Raw genomic sequence first — 14835 nt, forward strand, 5'->3', positions numbered from 1 at the left:
GCGTCAGGCGTCCTGCGGGGCGCCCGACCGCGCGCGGCAGGGACCGAACAGGGCCGTCAGCGCGAGGATCAGCCCCGAGATGGTGGCGATCATGCCCGCGGCACTTACCGCGTCCTGCGCACCCAGCCAGAGCGGTCCATAACCGGCCAGAACATAGCCGCCGACGGCAGAGAGAACGGCGAAGAGAACGCTCCACCCGACCTGGTGTTCAAGACGGTTCGTCATCATGCGTGCCGCGGCGGGCGGACAGATGAACATGGCGATCACGATGATCGACCCGACCGCGTCGAACGCCGCCACCGCGGCCACCGCCGCGACGATCACCAGCGCCAGGCCCAGAAGATCGGTGCGCAGTCCGAGCGTGCGGGCGAACCCTTCATCGAAGGTCGACAGCTTGAGCGGGCGCCAGAACAGGGTCGTGAACAACGCGACGACGACCAGAGTGATCGCCATGCGCGGCAATTCCGGCGGCAGATGGGCCAGCGCGTCGAGGTCCCACAGGGATGCCCAGCCCGTGGCATCGAGCCAGATCAGACTCTCGAGATTGCCATAGAGCGCGTGTTCGACATCCAGATGCACACTCGACGTATCGGATTGCTCGAGCAGAAGAACTCCGGCTGCGAACATGCTGGTGAAGACGACCCCCATCGCCGCGCCCGGTTCGATCCGGCCCAGCCGCCTGATCGCCTCGATCAGCACGACCGCCACGATGGCCGCCGCCGCCGCGCCCACCATCATCGGCCAGGTCGATATCACCCCTGTGACAAGGAAGGCGACGACGATGCCCGGCAGCACCACATGGCTGATCGCATCTCCGATCAGCGCCTGCCGCCGCAGCAACAGGAAATTTCCAGGCAGCGCGCAGGCGACAGCAGCGAAAATGCCGATGAGCAGCGGCGGCAGCGAGATCGGGACGAATTCGGCACCACTCATGCCGGTACCCCCTGCGGCCGGCCGATCACACGATCGACCTCGGCGATCTGGTCACCGGTCAGCACTGTTTCGATATCGCGCAGACCGTCGTAGAGCGCGGCGACCGCTTCATAAGCCTGATCTCCCCGCACCACTTGCCAGCGGCGTTCGTCGCGCAGCGCCTTGGCGGCGCGGGCGCGTCCTGTTTCGGTCGCGACTCCGTCCGCGCGGGCCAATCCGGCGCGGCGCAGCAGGCGCAACGTCAGCGGTTCGTAGATCGGCTGACCCTGCGCAAGCGCGAGCAATCCCTGACGCAGGTGCACGCGTTTGCGAAATCGCAGATGGCGCAGAACCTCTGCCAGCACGCCGCGTCCGGGGGCGAGCAGCAATGACGCGACGAAGAACGCGAAACTGACCAGAACGATGATCGGACCCGTCGGCAGATTGGGCGCCGAGGCGGACACCGCCGCGCCGACAAAGCCCGAAAGGCCGCCGACCAGCCCAGACAGAAGCACCACACGGTCACTCCTCTCGCTCCAGAACCGGGCCGTGACGGGGGGGATGATCAACAGCGCAACGATCAGGATCAGCCCGACGATCTTAAGTCCGACCACGGTGACTGCCATGACCAACCCCATCATGGCGAGGTCGAGCCGCGCCACCGGGAGGCCTTGCGCGACCGCGAAATCGGCATCGAACGCGACCAGCGTCATCGGGCGGCGCAACAGGACGATCAGCGCCACGATGATCGCACCGCCAATGGCGATGATCGCCGCGTCCGCACGCAACATCCCCGCGGTCGAGCCCAGAAGAAAGCTTTCGAGGCCCGCCTGGCGACCCGAACTCATGGTCTGAATCACCGTCAGGATCACGATCCCGAAACCGAAAAAAACCGACAACACCGCGCCGATGGCGGCGTCCTCGGCCAGCCGTGTACGGCGCACCAGCCAACCAAGGCAGAGCAGCCCGATCCAGGCCGACAGGGCCGATCCCGCCAGCAGACCGAGCAGGTTTCGCCCGTCGCCGCCCATCGCCACCATGACGATGAAGGCAAGCCCGACCCCCGGCAAGGTCGCATGGCTGATCGCATCGCTGACCAGCGCGCGTTTGCGCAGAAACAGGAAAGTGCCTGCCGCCCCGGCCGCAAGACCCAGCAGGGTCGCGCCGATCGCCACCAGCGTCGCGTTGTATCCAAGTTGCAGAAGCAACGCGTCGGCGATCATGGCGGTTTACCCCAGGGCGCGCGCCAGCTGATCGACCTGCGCGGTGGCCAGCCGACCGCCATAGGCGGCCTGAAGCGTCTCGGCGGTAAAGGCCTCGTCCACCGGTCCTTCGGCGATGCGCGTCGTATTGATCAGGAACACATGGTCGAAATAGTCCCGTACGGTCGCCAGGTCATGATGCACGGCCACCACCGTCTTGCCGTCTTCCCGCAACGATTTCAGCACCGCGATGATCGCCTTTTCCGTCGCGGCATCGACCCCGGCGAAGGGTTCATCGAGAAGATACAGATCCGCGTCCTGCGCCAGAGCGCGGGCGAGAAACACGCGCTGTTGCTGACCGCCGGACAGTTGACCGATCTGCCGCTCGGAAAAATCGGCCATGCCGACCCGCTCCAGACAATCCATCGCCTGCGCCTTGTGGCTGGCGCGCAGACGTCCCAGAAGGCCGAGCTGCCGATAGAGCCCCATCAGAACCACGTCGATCACGCGGGCGGGGAAATCCCAGTCGATGCTGGCGCGCTGAGGCACATAGGCAACCCGCGACCGTTGCGCCGCAAGGGGCGTTCCGAACACCTCGACCCGCCCCGACAGCGGTTTCACGATGCCGAGCGCCGCCTTCAGCAGGGTGGATTTGCCGGCCCCGTTCGGCCCGATGATCGCGGTCATCGCACCCGGCGGCACGGTCATGTCGACCGAGAACACCGCCGGTTTCTGCCCGTAGGAAACCGTGAGACCACGGATCGACAGCGGGCTGTGTGCCGACTGCGCCGGTTGCGTCATCCGTTGGCCTTTCGCCGCTGCGAGTTCGAGCGTCATCTCAGGACCCCGCCGACAGACGGCCCGACATGCCGCGCGCCGGCACGTCGGCCCCGAGAGCGCGCGCAATGGTCGTCACGTTATGGTCGATCATCCCGACATAGCTGCCTTCATAGGTGTCCTCGGCCCCCATCGCATCGCTGAAGAGCTCGCCTCCGATCCGCACCTCGTGCCCCCGCGCTCCGGCGCCCTCGATCAGCGCACGGATGTTGCGGTCCGAAACGGACGTTTCGACGAACACCGCCGTGATGTTTCGCTCGACCAGGAGATCGACAAGGGCGCTGATCCGGTTCAACCCCGCCTCGCTTTCAGTCGAAATGCCCTGGATTCCGATGACCTCGACACCATAGGCCTGACCGAAGTATCCGAACGCGTCATGCGCGGTCAGAAGGACGCGATTCTCCGGCGGCACATCCCCGATGCTGGCACGGGCGTAGGCGGCCAGTCGGTCGATCTCGTCAAGATGAGCGGCTGCGTTCGCGGCAAAGATCTCCGCCGACTCGGGACGTGTCTCGATGAGGGCCGCCTGCACCTGTAAGACGACCTCTTTCCAGAGGTCGGGCACCATCCAGACATGCGGATCGAACTTGTCGGGATAGTCCTCGTGCGCCAGCAGCAGATCCCGTGGCAGGGCGTCCGCCACGGCCACGACATTGCGTTTGCGCCCCAGGTCGTGGAGGAACTCCTCCATCTGCGCCTCGAGATAGAGACCGTGCCACAGGACGAGGTCGGCGCGGGTCATGGCGACGATATCGGTGCGGGTCTGCCGATAGGAATGCGGATCGACTCCCGGCCCCATCAGCGCCCTGACTTCGACCTCTTCGCCTCCGACCTGGCGTGCTGCATCCGCGATCATGCCGGTGGTCGCCACGACCTGCAGCCGATCATCCGCAGCCAGCCCCACGCCCGGCAGGGCAAACAGGACGGTTAACAGGGCAACAAGGGCACGGCGGTGCATTTGGGTCTCCGGTTTGGGTGGTGCGATGACTGGAATATGAGAGCACGCAGCGAGTTAGTCAATGCTATTGCGAATTATTCGCAAGAAAGGCGCTTCGCGGATGCTTGCCTTGGCCGCGGCCCCATGCGACCTTTCACCCGATATGCCCGAAGGATCAGAAATGACGCGCGAGACCCGCCTCAGCCCGATGCAGCTGCCGCAAGTGACCGAGCCGCGCAACCCCGGGATGGAGCTCGACATGGGCTGGGTGCGCCGCGCCCAGGCCAACAGCTCGGCTATCGAACGCCGCGTCGCCACCCTGCCCGGGCGACGCAGTGTCAAGAAGGATCACCAGGCGGCGTGGCTGCTGCGGGCCATCACCTGTATCGACCTGACCACGCTGGCAGGCGACGACACCACCGAAAGGGTGCGGCGGCTCTGCGCCAAGGGGCGCCACCCGGTTCGGGCGGACCTGCTTCAGGCGCTTGGCTTCGACCGGTTGAGCGTTGCCGCGATCTGCGTCTATCACGACATGGTCGCCCCGGCGGTCGCCGCGCTGACAGGTTCAGGCATCCCGGTTGCAGCCGTCAGCACCGGGTTTCCCGCAGGATTGTCGCCGTTTCACCTGCGGGTCGCGGAAATCGGCGAAAGTGTGCAGGCAGGCGCGAACGAGATCGACATCGTTATCTCTCGCAGGCACGTTCTATCGGGTGACTGGCAGGCGCTCTATGACGAGATGCGCGCTTTCCGCGCGGCCTGCGGCGAGGCGCACGTGAAAGCGATCCTTGCAACCGGGGAACTGGGCACCCTGCGCAACGTCGCCCGCGCGTCGCTGGTCTGCATGATGGCGGGCGCCGATTTCATCAAGACCTCCACCGGCAAGGAGAGCGTGAACGCGACCCTGCCGGTGTCCCTGGTCATGATCCGCGCCATCCGGGAATATCACGAGCGCACCGGCTATCGGGTCGGGTACAAGCCGGCCGGCGGCATCTCCAAGGCGAAGGATGCGCTGGTCTACCTGTCGCTGATCAAGGAGGAGCTGGGAGACCGCTGGTTGCGTCCGGACCTGTTCCGCTTCGGCGCCTCCTCGCTGCTGGGCGATATCGAGCGGCAGCTGGAACACCATGTCACCGGCGCCTATTCCGCCGCCCATCGCCACGCCCTTGGATAGCGCCGACACTCGGATGTTTGCGATCAGAAAGAAGCCATGACCGTCAAAGAGAAATTCGAAACAATGGACTACGGCCCGGCACCGGAAAGCGACACTGAAGCGCAAGCATGGCTGGAGAGCTTCGAACGCAAGTTCGGTCATTTCATCGACGGCGCCTTCACCGCACCGGGGCCGGCCTTCGATAGCCGGAATCCCGCCACTGGCGCGCTACTGGCAGAGGTCACGCAGGCCCGCCAGGAAGACGTCTATGCGGCGGTGAAGGCAGCGCGGCGCGCGCAGGGAAAATGGGCGGCATTGGGCGGACCGGGCCGGGCGCGCCATCTCTACGCCCTCGCCCGCCTGCTGCAGAAACACGCGCGCCTGTTCTCGGTGCTCGAGACGCTGGACACAGGCAAGCCGATCCGGGAAGCGCGCGACATCGATATCCCGCTGGTCCAGAGGCATTTCTACTATCACGCGGGCATGGCGCAGCTGATGGAAGACAGTTTGCCCGATGTCGAACCGTTGGGCGTCTGCGGGCAGATCATCCCGTGGAACTTCCCACTTCTGATGCTGGCCTGGAAGGTCGCCCCGGCGCTCGCCATGGGCAACACCGTGGTCCTGAAACCCGCGGAATACACCCCCCTGACGGCGCTGCTTTTTGCCGAGATCACCCGACAGGCCGGGCTGCCAAAGGGCGTCGTCAACATCGTGACCGGCGATGGTACGGTCGGGGAGATGGTCGTGAAAGCCGACGTGGACAAGATCGCCTTCACCGGATCGACCGCGGTCGGACGGCGGATCCGCGAGGTCACCGCGGGCAGCGGCAAGGCGCTGACGCTCGAACTGGGGGGAAAGAGCCCCTATATTGTGTTTGACGATGCGGATCTCGACAGTGCTGTCGAGGGTTTGGTCGACGCGATCTGGTTCAATCAGGGACAGGTCTGCTGTGCCGGCTCGCGCCTGCTGGTGCAGGAAAGCGTGGCCGAGGATTTCCATGCGCGATTGCGGCGTCGGATGGATCGGCTGCGCATCGGCGATCCGCTCGACAAGTGCATCGACGTGGGTGCGGTGGTCGACCCGGTCCAGCTGGCCCGGATCACCGAAATGGTCGAAGGCAACACGGCCGGCGAACGCCATGTCGCAGGCATTTCCGTGCCGACCTCGGGATGCTTCTATCCTCCGACGTTGATCAGCGGTCTCGGTCCCGCGGATTCCCTGATGCAGGAGGAAATATTCGGCCCGGTCCTTGTCAGTTGCACCTTCCGCACGCCCGACGAAGCTGTCGCACTCGCCAATAACACGCGCTACGGGCTGGCGGCGACGCTCTGGAGCGAGAACATAAACCTCGCGCTCGACATCGCCCCGAAGCTCGCGGCCGGCGTGGTCTGGATCAACGCCACCAACCTTTTTGATGCCGCGGCCCCGTTCGGCGGCGTGCGCGAAAGCGGCTTCGGTCGCGAAGGGGGGTGGGAAGGGCTGACGGCCTACACCCGACCGAAGGACACGCGCAAACAGCTGAAACAGCGCGCCGCGCCGCAGCGAAACGAGGTTGCGACGACAGTGATAGACCGCACCGCCAAGCTGTATATCGGCGGCAAGCAGGCAAGACCCGACAACGGCCATTCCCTGCCGGTGCGCGACCCCGCGGGACGTCTGCTGGGCCATGTGGGGCAAGGCAGTCGCAAGGACGTGCGAAACGCCGTCGAAGCCGCACGCGGTGCCTCGGCTTGGGCCCGGACCACCGGTCACCTGCGCGCCCAGATTCTGTATTACATGGCCGAGAACCTGTCAGCCCGCGCGATGGAGTTCGCCGCTCGCATCGATGCGATGACCGGCGGGCGCAAAGGCGCTCAGGAGGTCGAGTTCTGCCTCGACCGCCTGTTCACCGCCGCGGCCTGGGCCGACAAGGTCGATGGGCGCACCGCCGGAGTGCCGATCCGGGGTGTCGCGCTGGCGATGAAGGAGCCGGTCGGTGTGATCGGTGCGATCTGCCCGGACGAGGCACCCCTGCTGGGCCTGATGTCGCTCATGGCTCCGGCTATCGCTATGGGCAATCGCGTCGTTCTGGCGGCGAGCGAGGCGCACCCTCTGGCGGCGACGGACTTCTATCAGGTGATCGATACTTCGGATGTCCCCGCCGGGGTCGTGAACATCCTGACCGGGCGGCACGCCGATCTCGCACCCACCCTCGCGGCACATCTCGACGTCGATGCGGTCTGGAGCTTTTCCTCGACCGACCTGTCCGCCGAGATCGAGCGCGCCAGCGCCGGCAACCTGAAACGCACTTGGGTGAATGACGGCTTCGCGACGGATTGGGCCAGCCTGAAGATGCGCTGCATTTTGAACCACGCCACCGAAGACCGGACGATCTGGATCCCCTACGGGGCCTGAACGCACGACTTTTGAACGCGGCGGCCGAGGGACCACCCGGAGGGTGGGCCCGAGACATGGCGTGGCGCGGAACGCGCCTCCGTTAAACAAGTATGCTTTGTGTCAGTCGGTGACGGTCGCTTCCAGACCCACGGGTTCCCCGACCACGACAAAGCGCAAGCCCTCCGGATCCAGCAGTTCGGCAGCGACGCGGTTGACGTCCTCGATCGTGACCGCCTGGACCTGGTCGTTGCGCGTGGCGATGTAATCCGTCGGAAGCCCCTCCATCTGCATCCCCGCAAGGATGCGGGCGATCTGCCCGTTGCCGTCGAATCGCAGCGGATAGGCCCCGGTCAGGTACGTCTTGGCCGCTTCGACCTCCTTAAGCGTCACACCCTCGGTGGCGGCCTTGCTCCATTCTTCGCGGATCACCTCGATGGCCTCGGCGATCCGATCATTCGCAGACGCAACGCTGCCAAGATAGACCGCCGCCAGGTCGCGCGGCGCCAGATAGGAATAGACACCATAGGTAAGGCCGCGCTTCTCGCGCACCTCGTCCATCAGGCGACTTTCGAAAGACCCGCCGCCCAGCACCTGGTTCAGGACATAGGCGGCGAAAAAGTCGGGATCATGCCGGTCGATACCCTTCTGCCCGAACACCGCGACAGATTGCGGCGTGGCAAAAGGAACAACCGTGGTACCGCCGGACAGGGAGACCTCGGCAGGGCCGGGGATCGGGCGGCCGGTTTCGGGCAGGTCCGCCAGCAGATCATCGACGATGCGCGCCAGATCCTCGGCGGTCACATCGCCCACAGCGGCCACGTAGAGCCTGTCGCGCGCGAACGCACCGGCATGCGCGTTCAGAAGGTCATCGCGGGTCAGGGCCGAGACCGACTCGGGCGTACCCTCGCCGTCAGATCCATAGGGATGATCGCCATAGGCCAGCCGGTTGAAGGAAAGTCGCGCGATCGCATCGGGATCCTTCGCATCGGACATGAGGCTGGCGATGACCTGTGCCCGCACGCGCTCGATCGCGTCCTCGTCGAACCGGGGCGCATGAATCGTCTCGCGCAGCAGCGCCAAAGCCTCCTCCCGGTTTTCGGTCAGAAAACGAGCCGAGATCGAGATATCGTCGGCACTCGCGGAATAGCCGAAGGAGGCCGCGAGGGATTCAAGAGCACGTGCGTGAGCACGCGCGTCAAGCTCGCCCGCACCTTCTTCAAGCAGCGCCGTCATCAGGTGAACCGCCCCCCGCTTGCCGGGTGCATCAAGCGACGTACCGCCCCGGAAACGGATTTCCAGAGCAGTAAAGGGGATCGAGTGATCCTCGACCAGCCAGACATCGATACCGGCCGGAGTGGTGAGGCTCTCGACCTTGACCTCCGCCCAGGCGGGGAAGGCAAGCAGCAGCGCGACCAGCGCGAACACACCACGGATCATTGCGTCACCTCGTCATCCTTGCGCATCAACCATCCCGTCACCGAGGTTTCGGGCCGCAGCACCTCGCGTGCCGCGGTCATGATCTGGTCTTCGGTCACGGTTTGCAGCAGATCGGGCCAGGCTTGTTCGTCCTCGACGGTCAAGCCACTCGTCAGCGCGCGGCCATAGCGGTTGGCGATCGCGTCGACATTGTCCCGCGCATAGATCTGCGCCGCGCGCAGCTGCATCTTGATCCGTCCAAGCTGTTCAGGGTCGACACCGTCACGCAGGAAATCCGCGAGCGCCTGATCCAACGCGCTCTCTGCCGCTTCCAGTTCCACACCTTCGCTGGGTACCACGATGATGTCGAAGGTCGTATCGTCCAGTGACGTCCCACTGTAGAAGGCGCCGGAATAGACCGCCACGTTGCTGTCGAACTGAAGCCGCTCGGTCAGGTAGGAGGTCTGACCACCGCCGAGAATCTCGGCCAGGATCGTCAACGCCGCGGCCTTCTCCTGATCACCGCTGTCGCGTTCCGGCGCAAGGTAGGAACGGCTCACATAGGGTTGCGCCACCCGTGCATCCTTGAAGGCAACACGCCGCGCGGCAGTCTGGGGCGGCTCCTGCGTGCGGACCCGTTCGGGCAGATCCGGGTTGGCCGGTATCGCGCCGTAATACTGCTCGGCGAGCTCGCGCACCTGCTCGGGTACAACATCGCCCGATACGACCAGAATGGCGTTGTTGGGCGCGTAATAGGTTTTGTAAAAGTCGAGCGCATCGTCGAGGTCCAGCGTTTCCATTTCGTGCCGCCAGCCGATGATCGGCACACCGTAGCGGTGGTTGAAATACTGCACCGCGTTCATCTGCTCGCTGAAAAGAGCACGGGGATTGTTCTCGACGCGAGAATTGCGCTCTTCGATGATCACGTCACGTTCGGTGGCGATGTTCTCGGGCGTGAGGCGGATGTTCACCATACGATCGGATTCCATCTGCATCATCAGTTCCAGGCGATCGGCGGCGACGCTCTGGAAGTAGGCGGTGTAGTCATAGCTGGTGAAGGCGTTGTCGCGCCCGCCATTGGCTGCGACCGTCGCGGAGAATTCGCCGGCTTCCATCTTGTCGGTGGCCTTGAAGAGAAGGTGCTCGAGGAAATGTGCCACGCCCGAGGCGCCTTTCGGCTCATCCGCCGAACCTGCCTTGTACCAGACCATGTGCTGCAGAACCGGGGCGCGGTGATCCTCGATCACGACCACCTGCATGCCGTTGCCGAGCTCAAAGCTCGTGACCTTGTCGTTTATCGTGGTGGCGAACAGGGGGCCGGCAAGACAGCAGGCCGCTGCCACCCATGACAGAACAGCTTTCATCGGGCATCCTTCGTTGCGTTTCGCGAAAACTTACGTGGGCGCCACGCCGGTTCAAGCCGCCATGCCGAAATCGTGAGCAAATCTACTCGTTCGCGGGCGGCGCGGTGGGCGTTTCGGCGCCGGCACGGCGGAAGGCCGCGTTGGCTTCGAACGGTCCCAAGGTCTGGCGTCGATAGACCTGGCTGTAGCGGTCGACCGGGAACAGCTTGAAGCCGGACAGGCGACCTTGCGTGCGGCGGAACTCGGCATCCTCGGCGGCGACCACCTGCCGTGTGTTGGCCGGCACGCCATAGCGGCTGGCCGTGGTCACCAGAGCGCCGTCTGACGACGGAACGCCGCCCGAGGGGTCAAGCGCCGCCGGGCGACCGCCCAGGGCGGCCACCGCATCTGCGGTGGGATTCTGATCGACGAGATTGCTGCCGCCGGGCGTCGGTGCCGGCAGGACATCGTAATCCTGCGGCGCCGTCAGCGGTTTCACCGGCAGCACGAGGAACTCGTCCGGTCCCGCGGAATTGGACCGGATCTCGTGCAACGGCTTGTTGCTGCAGCCCGCAAGGGCCAACGACACCCCAAGGATGGTGAATGCGAGACGTGTCCGCACGGGTTCTTCTCCTGCCTGTTCCCCGGCTTCTATCCTATTCGGCCTGCAAGGTCACGATGCGTTTTTGGTGCGGCTGCGCGGCTCGAGAAAGATCAGCCCGATCGCACCGAGAAAGATGAAAACGTCCGCGAGGTTGAAGACGAACGGGTTGTTGATGCCGCAGCACGACATGTTGAGGAAATCGAGCACGTAGCCATAGAACACCCGGTCGATCACGTTTCCAAGTGCGCCACCAATCAGCAGGCCCGCGCAGAGTTGCATCATCGCGGCTTTCGCATGCCAGCGCCGCACCCAGACCCACACGGCAGTGACGATCCCGAGGGAGAAGACGACAAGGGCCCAGCGGGCGAGGTCGGACTCGCCGTCGAGCAACCCGAAATTTATACCCCTGTTCTCGCCATAGCGGAAGTTGAGCACCGGCGGCAGCACGTCGATGGCCAGTCGGCGGGACAGCTCCATCCCGTGCACCACCGCGTATTTGCTGACCTGATCGACAACAAGCGCGAACGCGGCGGCCCAGAGAAGGATGGTGCGGGTCATCGCGGCGCCTCAGTGCCGGAAATGACGCATGCCGGTGAAAACCATCGCCAGCCCCGCCGCGTCGGCCGCCGCGATCACCTCTTCATCGCGCATCGAGCCGCCAGGCTGGATCAACGCGGTCGCGCCGGCCTCGGCCGCCGTGACGAGGCCATCGGCGAAGGGGAAGAACGCATCGGAGGCAACGACAGATCCTTGCGTCAGGGGCACCGGCAGACCGAGCGTTTCGGCCATGTCCGCAGCCTTGCGCGCGGCGATGCGGGTGCTGTCCACGCGGCTCATCTGGCCCGCTCCGACGCCGACCGTGGCGCCGTCCTTGACATAGATGATCGCGTTGGACTTGACGTGTTTCGCCACGGTCCAGGCGAACAGAAGGTCGGCCAGTTCGGCATCGCTGGGCGCACGCCTGGTCACGACCTTCAAATCGTCGGGGCTGAGCGTCCCGGTGTCCTTGTCCTGAACCAGCAGTCCGCCCGAGACCTGTCTTACCGTCAATGCGGCGGCGCGCGGATCGGCCAGAGCGCCGGTGGTCAGCAGGCGGAGGTTCTTCTTGCCGGCGAACACCGCGCGGGCGGCTTCATCCGCATCGGGCGCGATCACGACCTCGGTGAAGATCGAGGTGATCTCTTCGGCGGTCGCCCCGTCCAGCGTCTGGTTCAGGGCGATGATCCCGCCGAAAGCGCTGGTGCGGTCACAATCGAAGGCGCGGGAATAGGCCTCGCGCAGCGTCGCGCCCCGGGCCACGCCGCAGGGATTGGCGTGTTTGATGATCGCGCAGGCCGGACCGTCCTCGGGCGCGAATTCGCTGACCAGTTCAAAGGCCGCGTCGGTGTCGTTGATGTTGTTGTAGCTCAGTTCCTTGCCTTGGTGCTGGGTCGCCGTCGCGACGCCTGGACGGTCCGACCCGTCGACATAGAACGCGGCACGCTGATGCGGATTCTCGCCATAGCGCAGGCTCTGCGCCAAGGTGCCGGCAACCGCGCGGCGACGCGGGGTGTCGACACCTATCGCGTCTGCCATCCAGGTCGACACGGCCGCGTCATAAGCTGCCGTGCGCGCATAAGCGATCTGCGCCAGTTTGCGGCGAAACTTCGCGCAGGTCGCACCGTCATGCTGATCCATGTCGCCGAGCAACCTGTCATAGTCCTCGGTGTCCACGACCACGGCGACATGGGCATGGTTCTTGGCCGCCGCGCGGATCATCGCCGGACCGCCGATATCGATGTTCTCGATGCAGGTATCGTAATCCGCACCCGCCGCCACGGTCGCCTCGAACGGGTAGAGATTGACGACCAGCAAGTCGATTTCACCGATCCGGTGCTGCTCGAGGTCGGCCTGGTGGGCCGGGTCGTCGCGTAACGCCAGCAGTCCGCCATGCACCATCGGGTGCAGGGTCTTGACGCGCCCGTCCATCATCTCGGGAAAGCCGGTCAATTCGGCCACGTCGATGACCTCCAGCCCAGCATCCCTCAGGGCTGAAGCGGTGCCCCCGGTGCTGATGAGTTCGACACCGCGGTCGGCGAGCGCCTGTCCCAGTTCGGCAAGTCCGGTCTTGTCGGAGACCGAAATCAACGCGCGGCGGATGGGGCGGGGGTCTGTCATGGAGTATCCTCGATCAATCGGCAGGTAGGCGCGGCATAGTGCAATTCAGCACTGGATTGAACCGCATGTTTTGTCGCGCTCGGCGGCGCGTGCGGCTGGCGCACCGCAGGCGCCGCATCACCGTGCTGTCATGACCTCGTCGCGGGCCAGATCGCGCACGGCATCGTCGGTCTCGTGCGCCTTGGACAGCGACCACCGAAGCCGCGTGGCATAGGACGTGACTCGCCCCGACAGCACGATCTGCGTCGTCGCGCGCGGCTTCAACCGGCCCTGTTCCAGATAGACACTGGGCGCAAGCGAGAGGCCGCACTGGCCATCATGGCGGAACACCCAGATCTCGCCGCTGCGCAACACCATCGACACCGCCGCGCCGCCGAGGTCCAGCGTCAGATCGACCTCCGGGTGTACGTGCAGACGGATGTCGAAGTCGAGACCGACCAGCCGCGAACGGTCCATCGCCTGATCGAACAGCCGCTTCTCTCCCGGCTCCATGGCCAGCAGCATGTCCTCTCCCGTCAGTTGTCGTCCGTCAATGCCCAGATCCAGCGCCCGGACATGAGTCAGGCCGAAATGGCGCGCATAGCCGTCGTGGCCGCCGTGAAACCGCATGCCGTCGGCCCCTTCGGTCAGTTCGATCGGCACATGGCGCGGTCCGTCCACAAGCGCCTGGAGGCCCGTTTCGCGGTCGGGATCAGCCAGTCGGGCGCTGGAATAGCCGGCGAGGCAGAGCGTGGAATGCGACGGGGTGGCTCGACCGGCGCGGCGCCAGTCCGCCCCGAAGCTGGCCCCGGACCCGCAATTGACGATCAGCGGCCTGCGCCCGGAGGTCAGTTCGAAAGCCAGCGCCGAGGCATGGGCATTGAACGACGCTGTGCCGGTCGGAGGCGGGGCGGCATCCACGATCACGCTGGTTCTGCGGGCCGATAGGCGGGCAAAGCCCATTGCCAGACCGTCCGAGTGATGCGGCTTGACATGGCTGGCAGCGAGCGCGGCTTCGAGCCGTCCCTCCGTACCGCGCCCGCCGCCGTGAAACCGCGGCAAACCGCCATCCGCATGGCGCAATGTCCGCAGGGTTGGCGCGATGCGTCGGATCGCGGCGGCATGCGCCGGGGCGACGCTGCGTCCTGCGTGATGCAACGCATCAGCCGCCCAGTTCAACAGCGCGAACACCTCGAGCAACTCTTCCGGGTTGCGCGTCGGCAAGCCGCCCTCCGCATCGATCTGGCGTTCGCATTCCCGTGCAAGCGCGCGCACCGCCGGATCGGCGAGCGACTCGGTCCCTTCCAGCGACAGGCCGGCATAGATCAGGCCGGTCAGCGCCTCGAAACGGCGCAGTCCGGGCGCAGCGCCCGGCCAACGCTTGGACAGGAACCAGGTCTGGCGGGCCAGGGCGCGGAAGAAGGCGTCGCTCGCCCCACTGTCCTGTCCGCGCAGCAGGAAGATCGCGTGGTTGATCCAGCGGATCAGCCGCCGTCCGACCAGGTCGGGTCGCCAGCCCGGACCCTGCCCGTTTCCGTGCGCCGCGATCCAGCCCCAGAGCCAGGCTTGCCCGCGCTCCCGCGCCGCCATGTCTCCGACTGCGGCGAGATCGTCGAGCCAGCCGAACCCATGCCGTTCGGCGTCGAAAGCGGGGTTGGGCGCAGGCAGATCCCAAAGGGCCGCATTCGGGGAATCGATCAGGTAACCGGCAAAGAGAAAGTTCCCCGCGATCAACTGGCGTCCCCGGGCGATGCTCCCGATCGTGCGCGGTTCGGGTTGAGAGACGAACCCGCGGACGGCCGCCTGCCGCCGGGCGAGGCGGGCGTAAACTGCGTTCAGGAAACGGGTGTGCCGGGTTTCGATTGCTCCGGAACGGGACATGCTCTGCGCCTCTGCGCTCTTTGGCGTCTGGGCTGATGTTA

12 protein-coding genes are annotated in these 14835 nt (G+C 65.4%); 2 read left to right on the forward strand and 10 right to left on the reverse strand.

Annotation, left to right across the window (positions count from 1 at the left end; all coding sequences use genetic code 11):
- Nucleotides 1–3: 3 nt before the first annotated feature.
- Genes JF290_RS14945 through JF290_RS14960 form a run of 4 tightly spaced genes read right to left on the reverse strand, consistent with a single transcriptional unit; the run spans nt 4 to nt 3909 of the window.
- Nucleotides 4–933 carry a metal ABC transporter permease gene (locus tag JF290_RS14945; RefSeq protein WP_199025692.1) on the reverse strand — a complete coding sequence of 310 codons (930 nt, stop codon included), beginning with the start codon at nt 931–933 and terminating at the stop codon, nt 4–6.
- A complete protein-coding gene (locus JF290_RS14950; RefSeq protein ID WP_199025693.1) occupies nt 930–2135 on the reverse strand; it encodes a metal ABC transporter permease in 1206 nt (401 codons plus the stop codon). The genes JF290_RS14945 and JF290_RS14950 overlap by 4 nt, the downstream gene beginning before the upstream one ends.
- A 6-nt stretch (nt 2136–2141) precedes the next feature.
- Nucleotides 2142–2951, reverse strand: coding sequence for a zinc ABC transporter ATP-binding protein AztA (aztA, locus tag JF290_RS14955; RefSeq protein WP_199025694.1), 810 nt, complete (start codon nt 2949–2951; stop codon nt 2142–2144).
- Between the two features lies 1 nt (nt 2952).
- Entirely contained in the window at nt 2953–3909 is a 957-nt protein-coding gene (locus JF290_RS14960) for a metal ABC transporter solute-binding protein, Zn/Mn family (protein WP_199025695.1), read from the reverse strand.
- Between the two features lie 160 nt (nt 3910–4069).
- Between JF290_RS14960 and deoC the strand changes: the two genes are divergently transcribed.
- On the forward strand, nt 4070–5059 hold the full coding sequence (deoC, locus tag JF290_RS14965) for a deoxyribose-phosphate aldolase (RefSeq protein WP_199025696.1): 990 nt from the start codon (nt 4070–4072) through the stop codon (nt 5057–5059).
- 36 nt (nt 5060–5095) lie between these two features.
- Nucleotides 5096–7432: an aldehyde dehydrogenase family protein gene (locus tag JF290_RS14970; protein WP_199025697.1), complete on the forward strand. Its 2337-nt coding sequence runs from the start codon at nt 5096–5098 to the stop codon at nt 7430–7432.
- A gap of 102 nt (nt 7433–7534) precedes the next feature.
- On the opposite strand, the gene JF290_RS14975 is transcribed toward JF290_RS14970, so the two are convergent.
- The 6 genes from JF290_RS14975 to JF290_RS15000 all read right to left on the reverse strand — a co-directional run bounded on the left by JF290_RS14975 (nt 7535) and on the right by JF290_RS15000 (nt 14794).
- Entirely contained in the window at nt 7535–8851 is a 1317-nt protein-coding gene (locus JF290_RS14975; protein ID WP_199025698.1) for a M16 family metallopeptidase, read from the reverse strand.
- The gene (locus JF290_RS14980) at nt 8848–10194 is read right to left on the reverse strand and encodes a M16 family metallopeptidase (protein WP_199025699.1); all 1347 of its coding nucleotides are present in this window, start codon (nt 10192–10194) and stop codon (nt 8848–8850) included. The genes JF290_RS14975 and JF290_RS14980 overlap by 4 nt, the downstream gene beginning before the upstream one ends.
- An 82-nt stretch (nt 10195–10276) precedes the next feature.
- Nucleotides 10277–10795, reverse strand: a complete 519-nt coding sequence (locus JF290_RS14985) for a DUF3035 domain-containing protein (RefSeq protein WP_199025700.1) — start codon at nt 10793–10795, stop codon at nt 10277–10279.
- A gap of 51 nt (nt 10796–10846) precedes the next feature.
- Nucleotides 10847–11335, reverse strand: a complete 489-nt coding sequence (lspA, locus tag JF290_RS14990) for a signal peptidase II (RefSeq protein ID WP_199025701.1) — start codon at nt 11333–11335, stop codon at nt 10847–10849.
- 9 nt (nt 11336–11344) lie between these two features.
- Nucleotides 11345–12934 carry a bifunctional phosphoribosylaminoimidazolecarboxamide formyltransferase/IMP cyclohydrolase gene (gene purH, locus JF290_RS14995; protein ID WP_199025702.1) on the reverse strand — a complete coding sequence of 530 codons (1590 nt, stop codon included), beginning with the start codon at nt 12932–12934 and terminating at the stop codon, nt 11345–11347.
- 117 nt (nt 12935–13051) lie between these two features.
- Nucleotides 13052–14794, reverse strand: coding sequence for a heparinase II/III family protein (locus JF290_RS15000; protein WP_199025703.1), 1743 nt, complete (start codon nt 14792–14794; stop codon nt 13052–13054).
- Nucleotides 14795–14835 lie beyond the last annotated feature (41 nt).

It is taken from the genome of Sedimentitalea arenosa, assembly GCF_016428585.1.
Classification (GTDB): domain Bacteria; phylum Pseudomonadota; class Alphaproteobacteria; order Rhodobacterales; family Rhodobacteraceae; genus Sedimentitalea; species Sedimentitalea arenosa.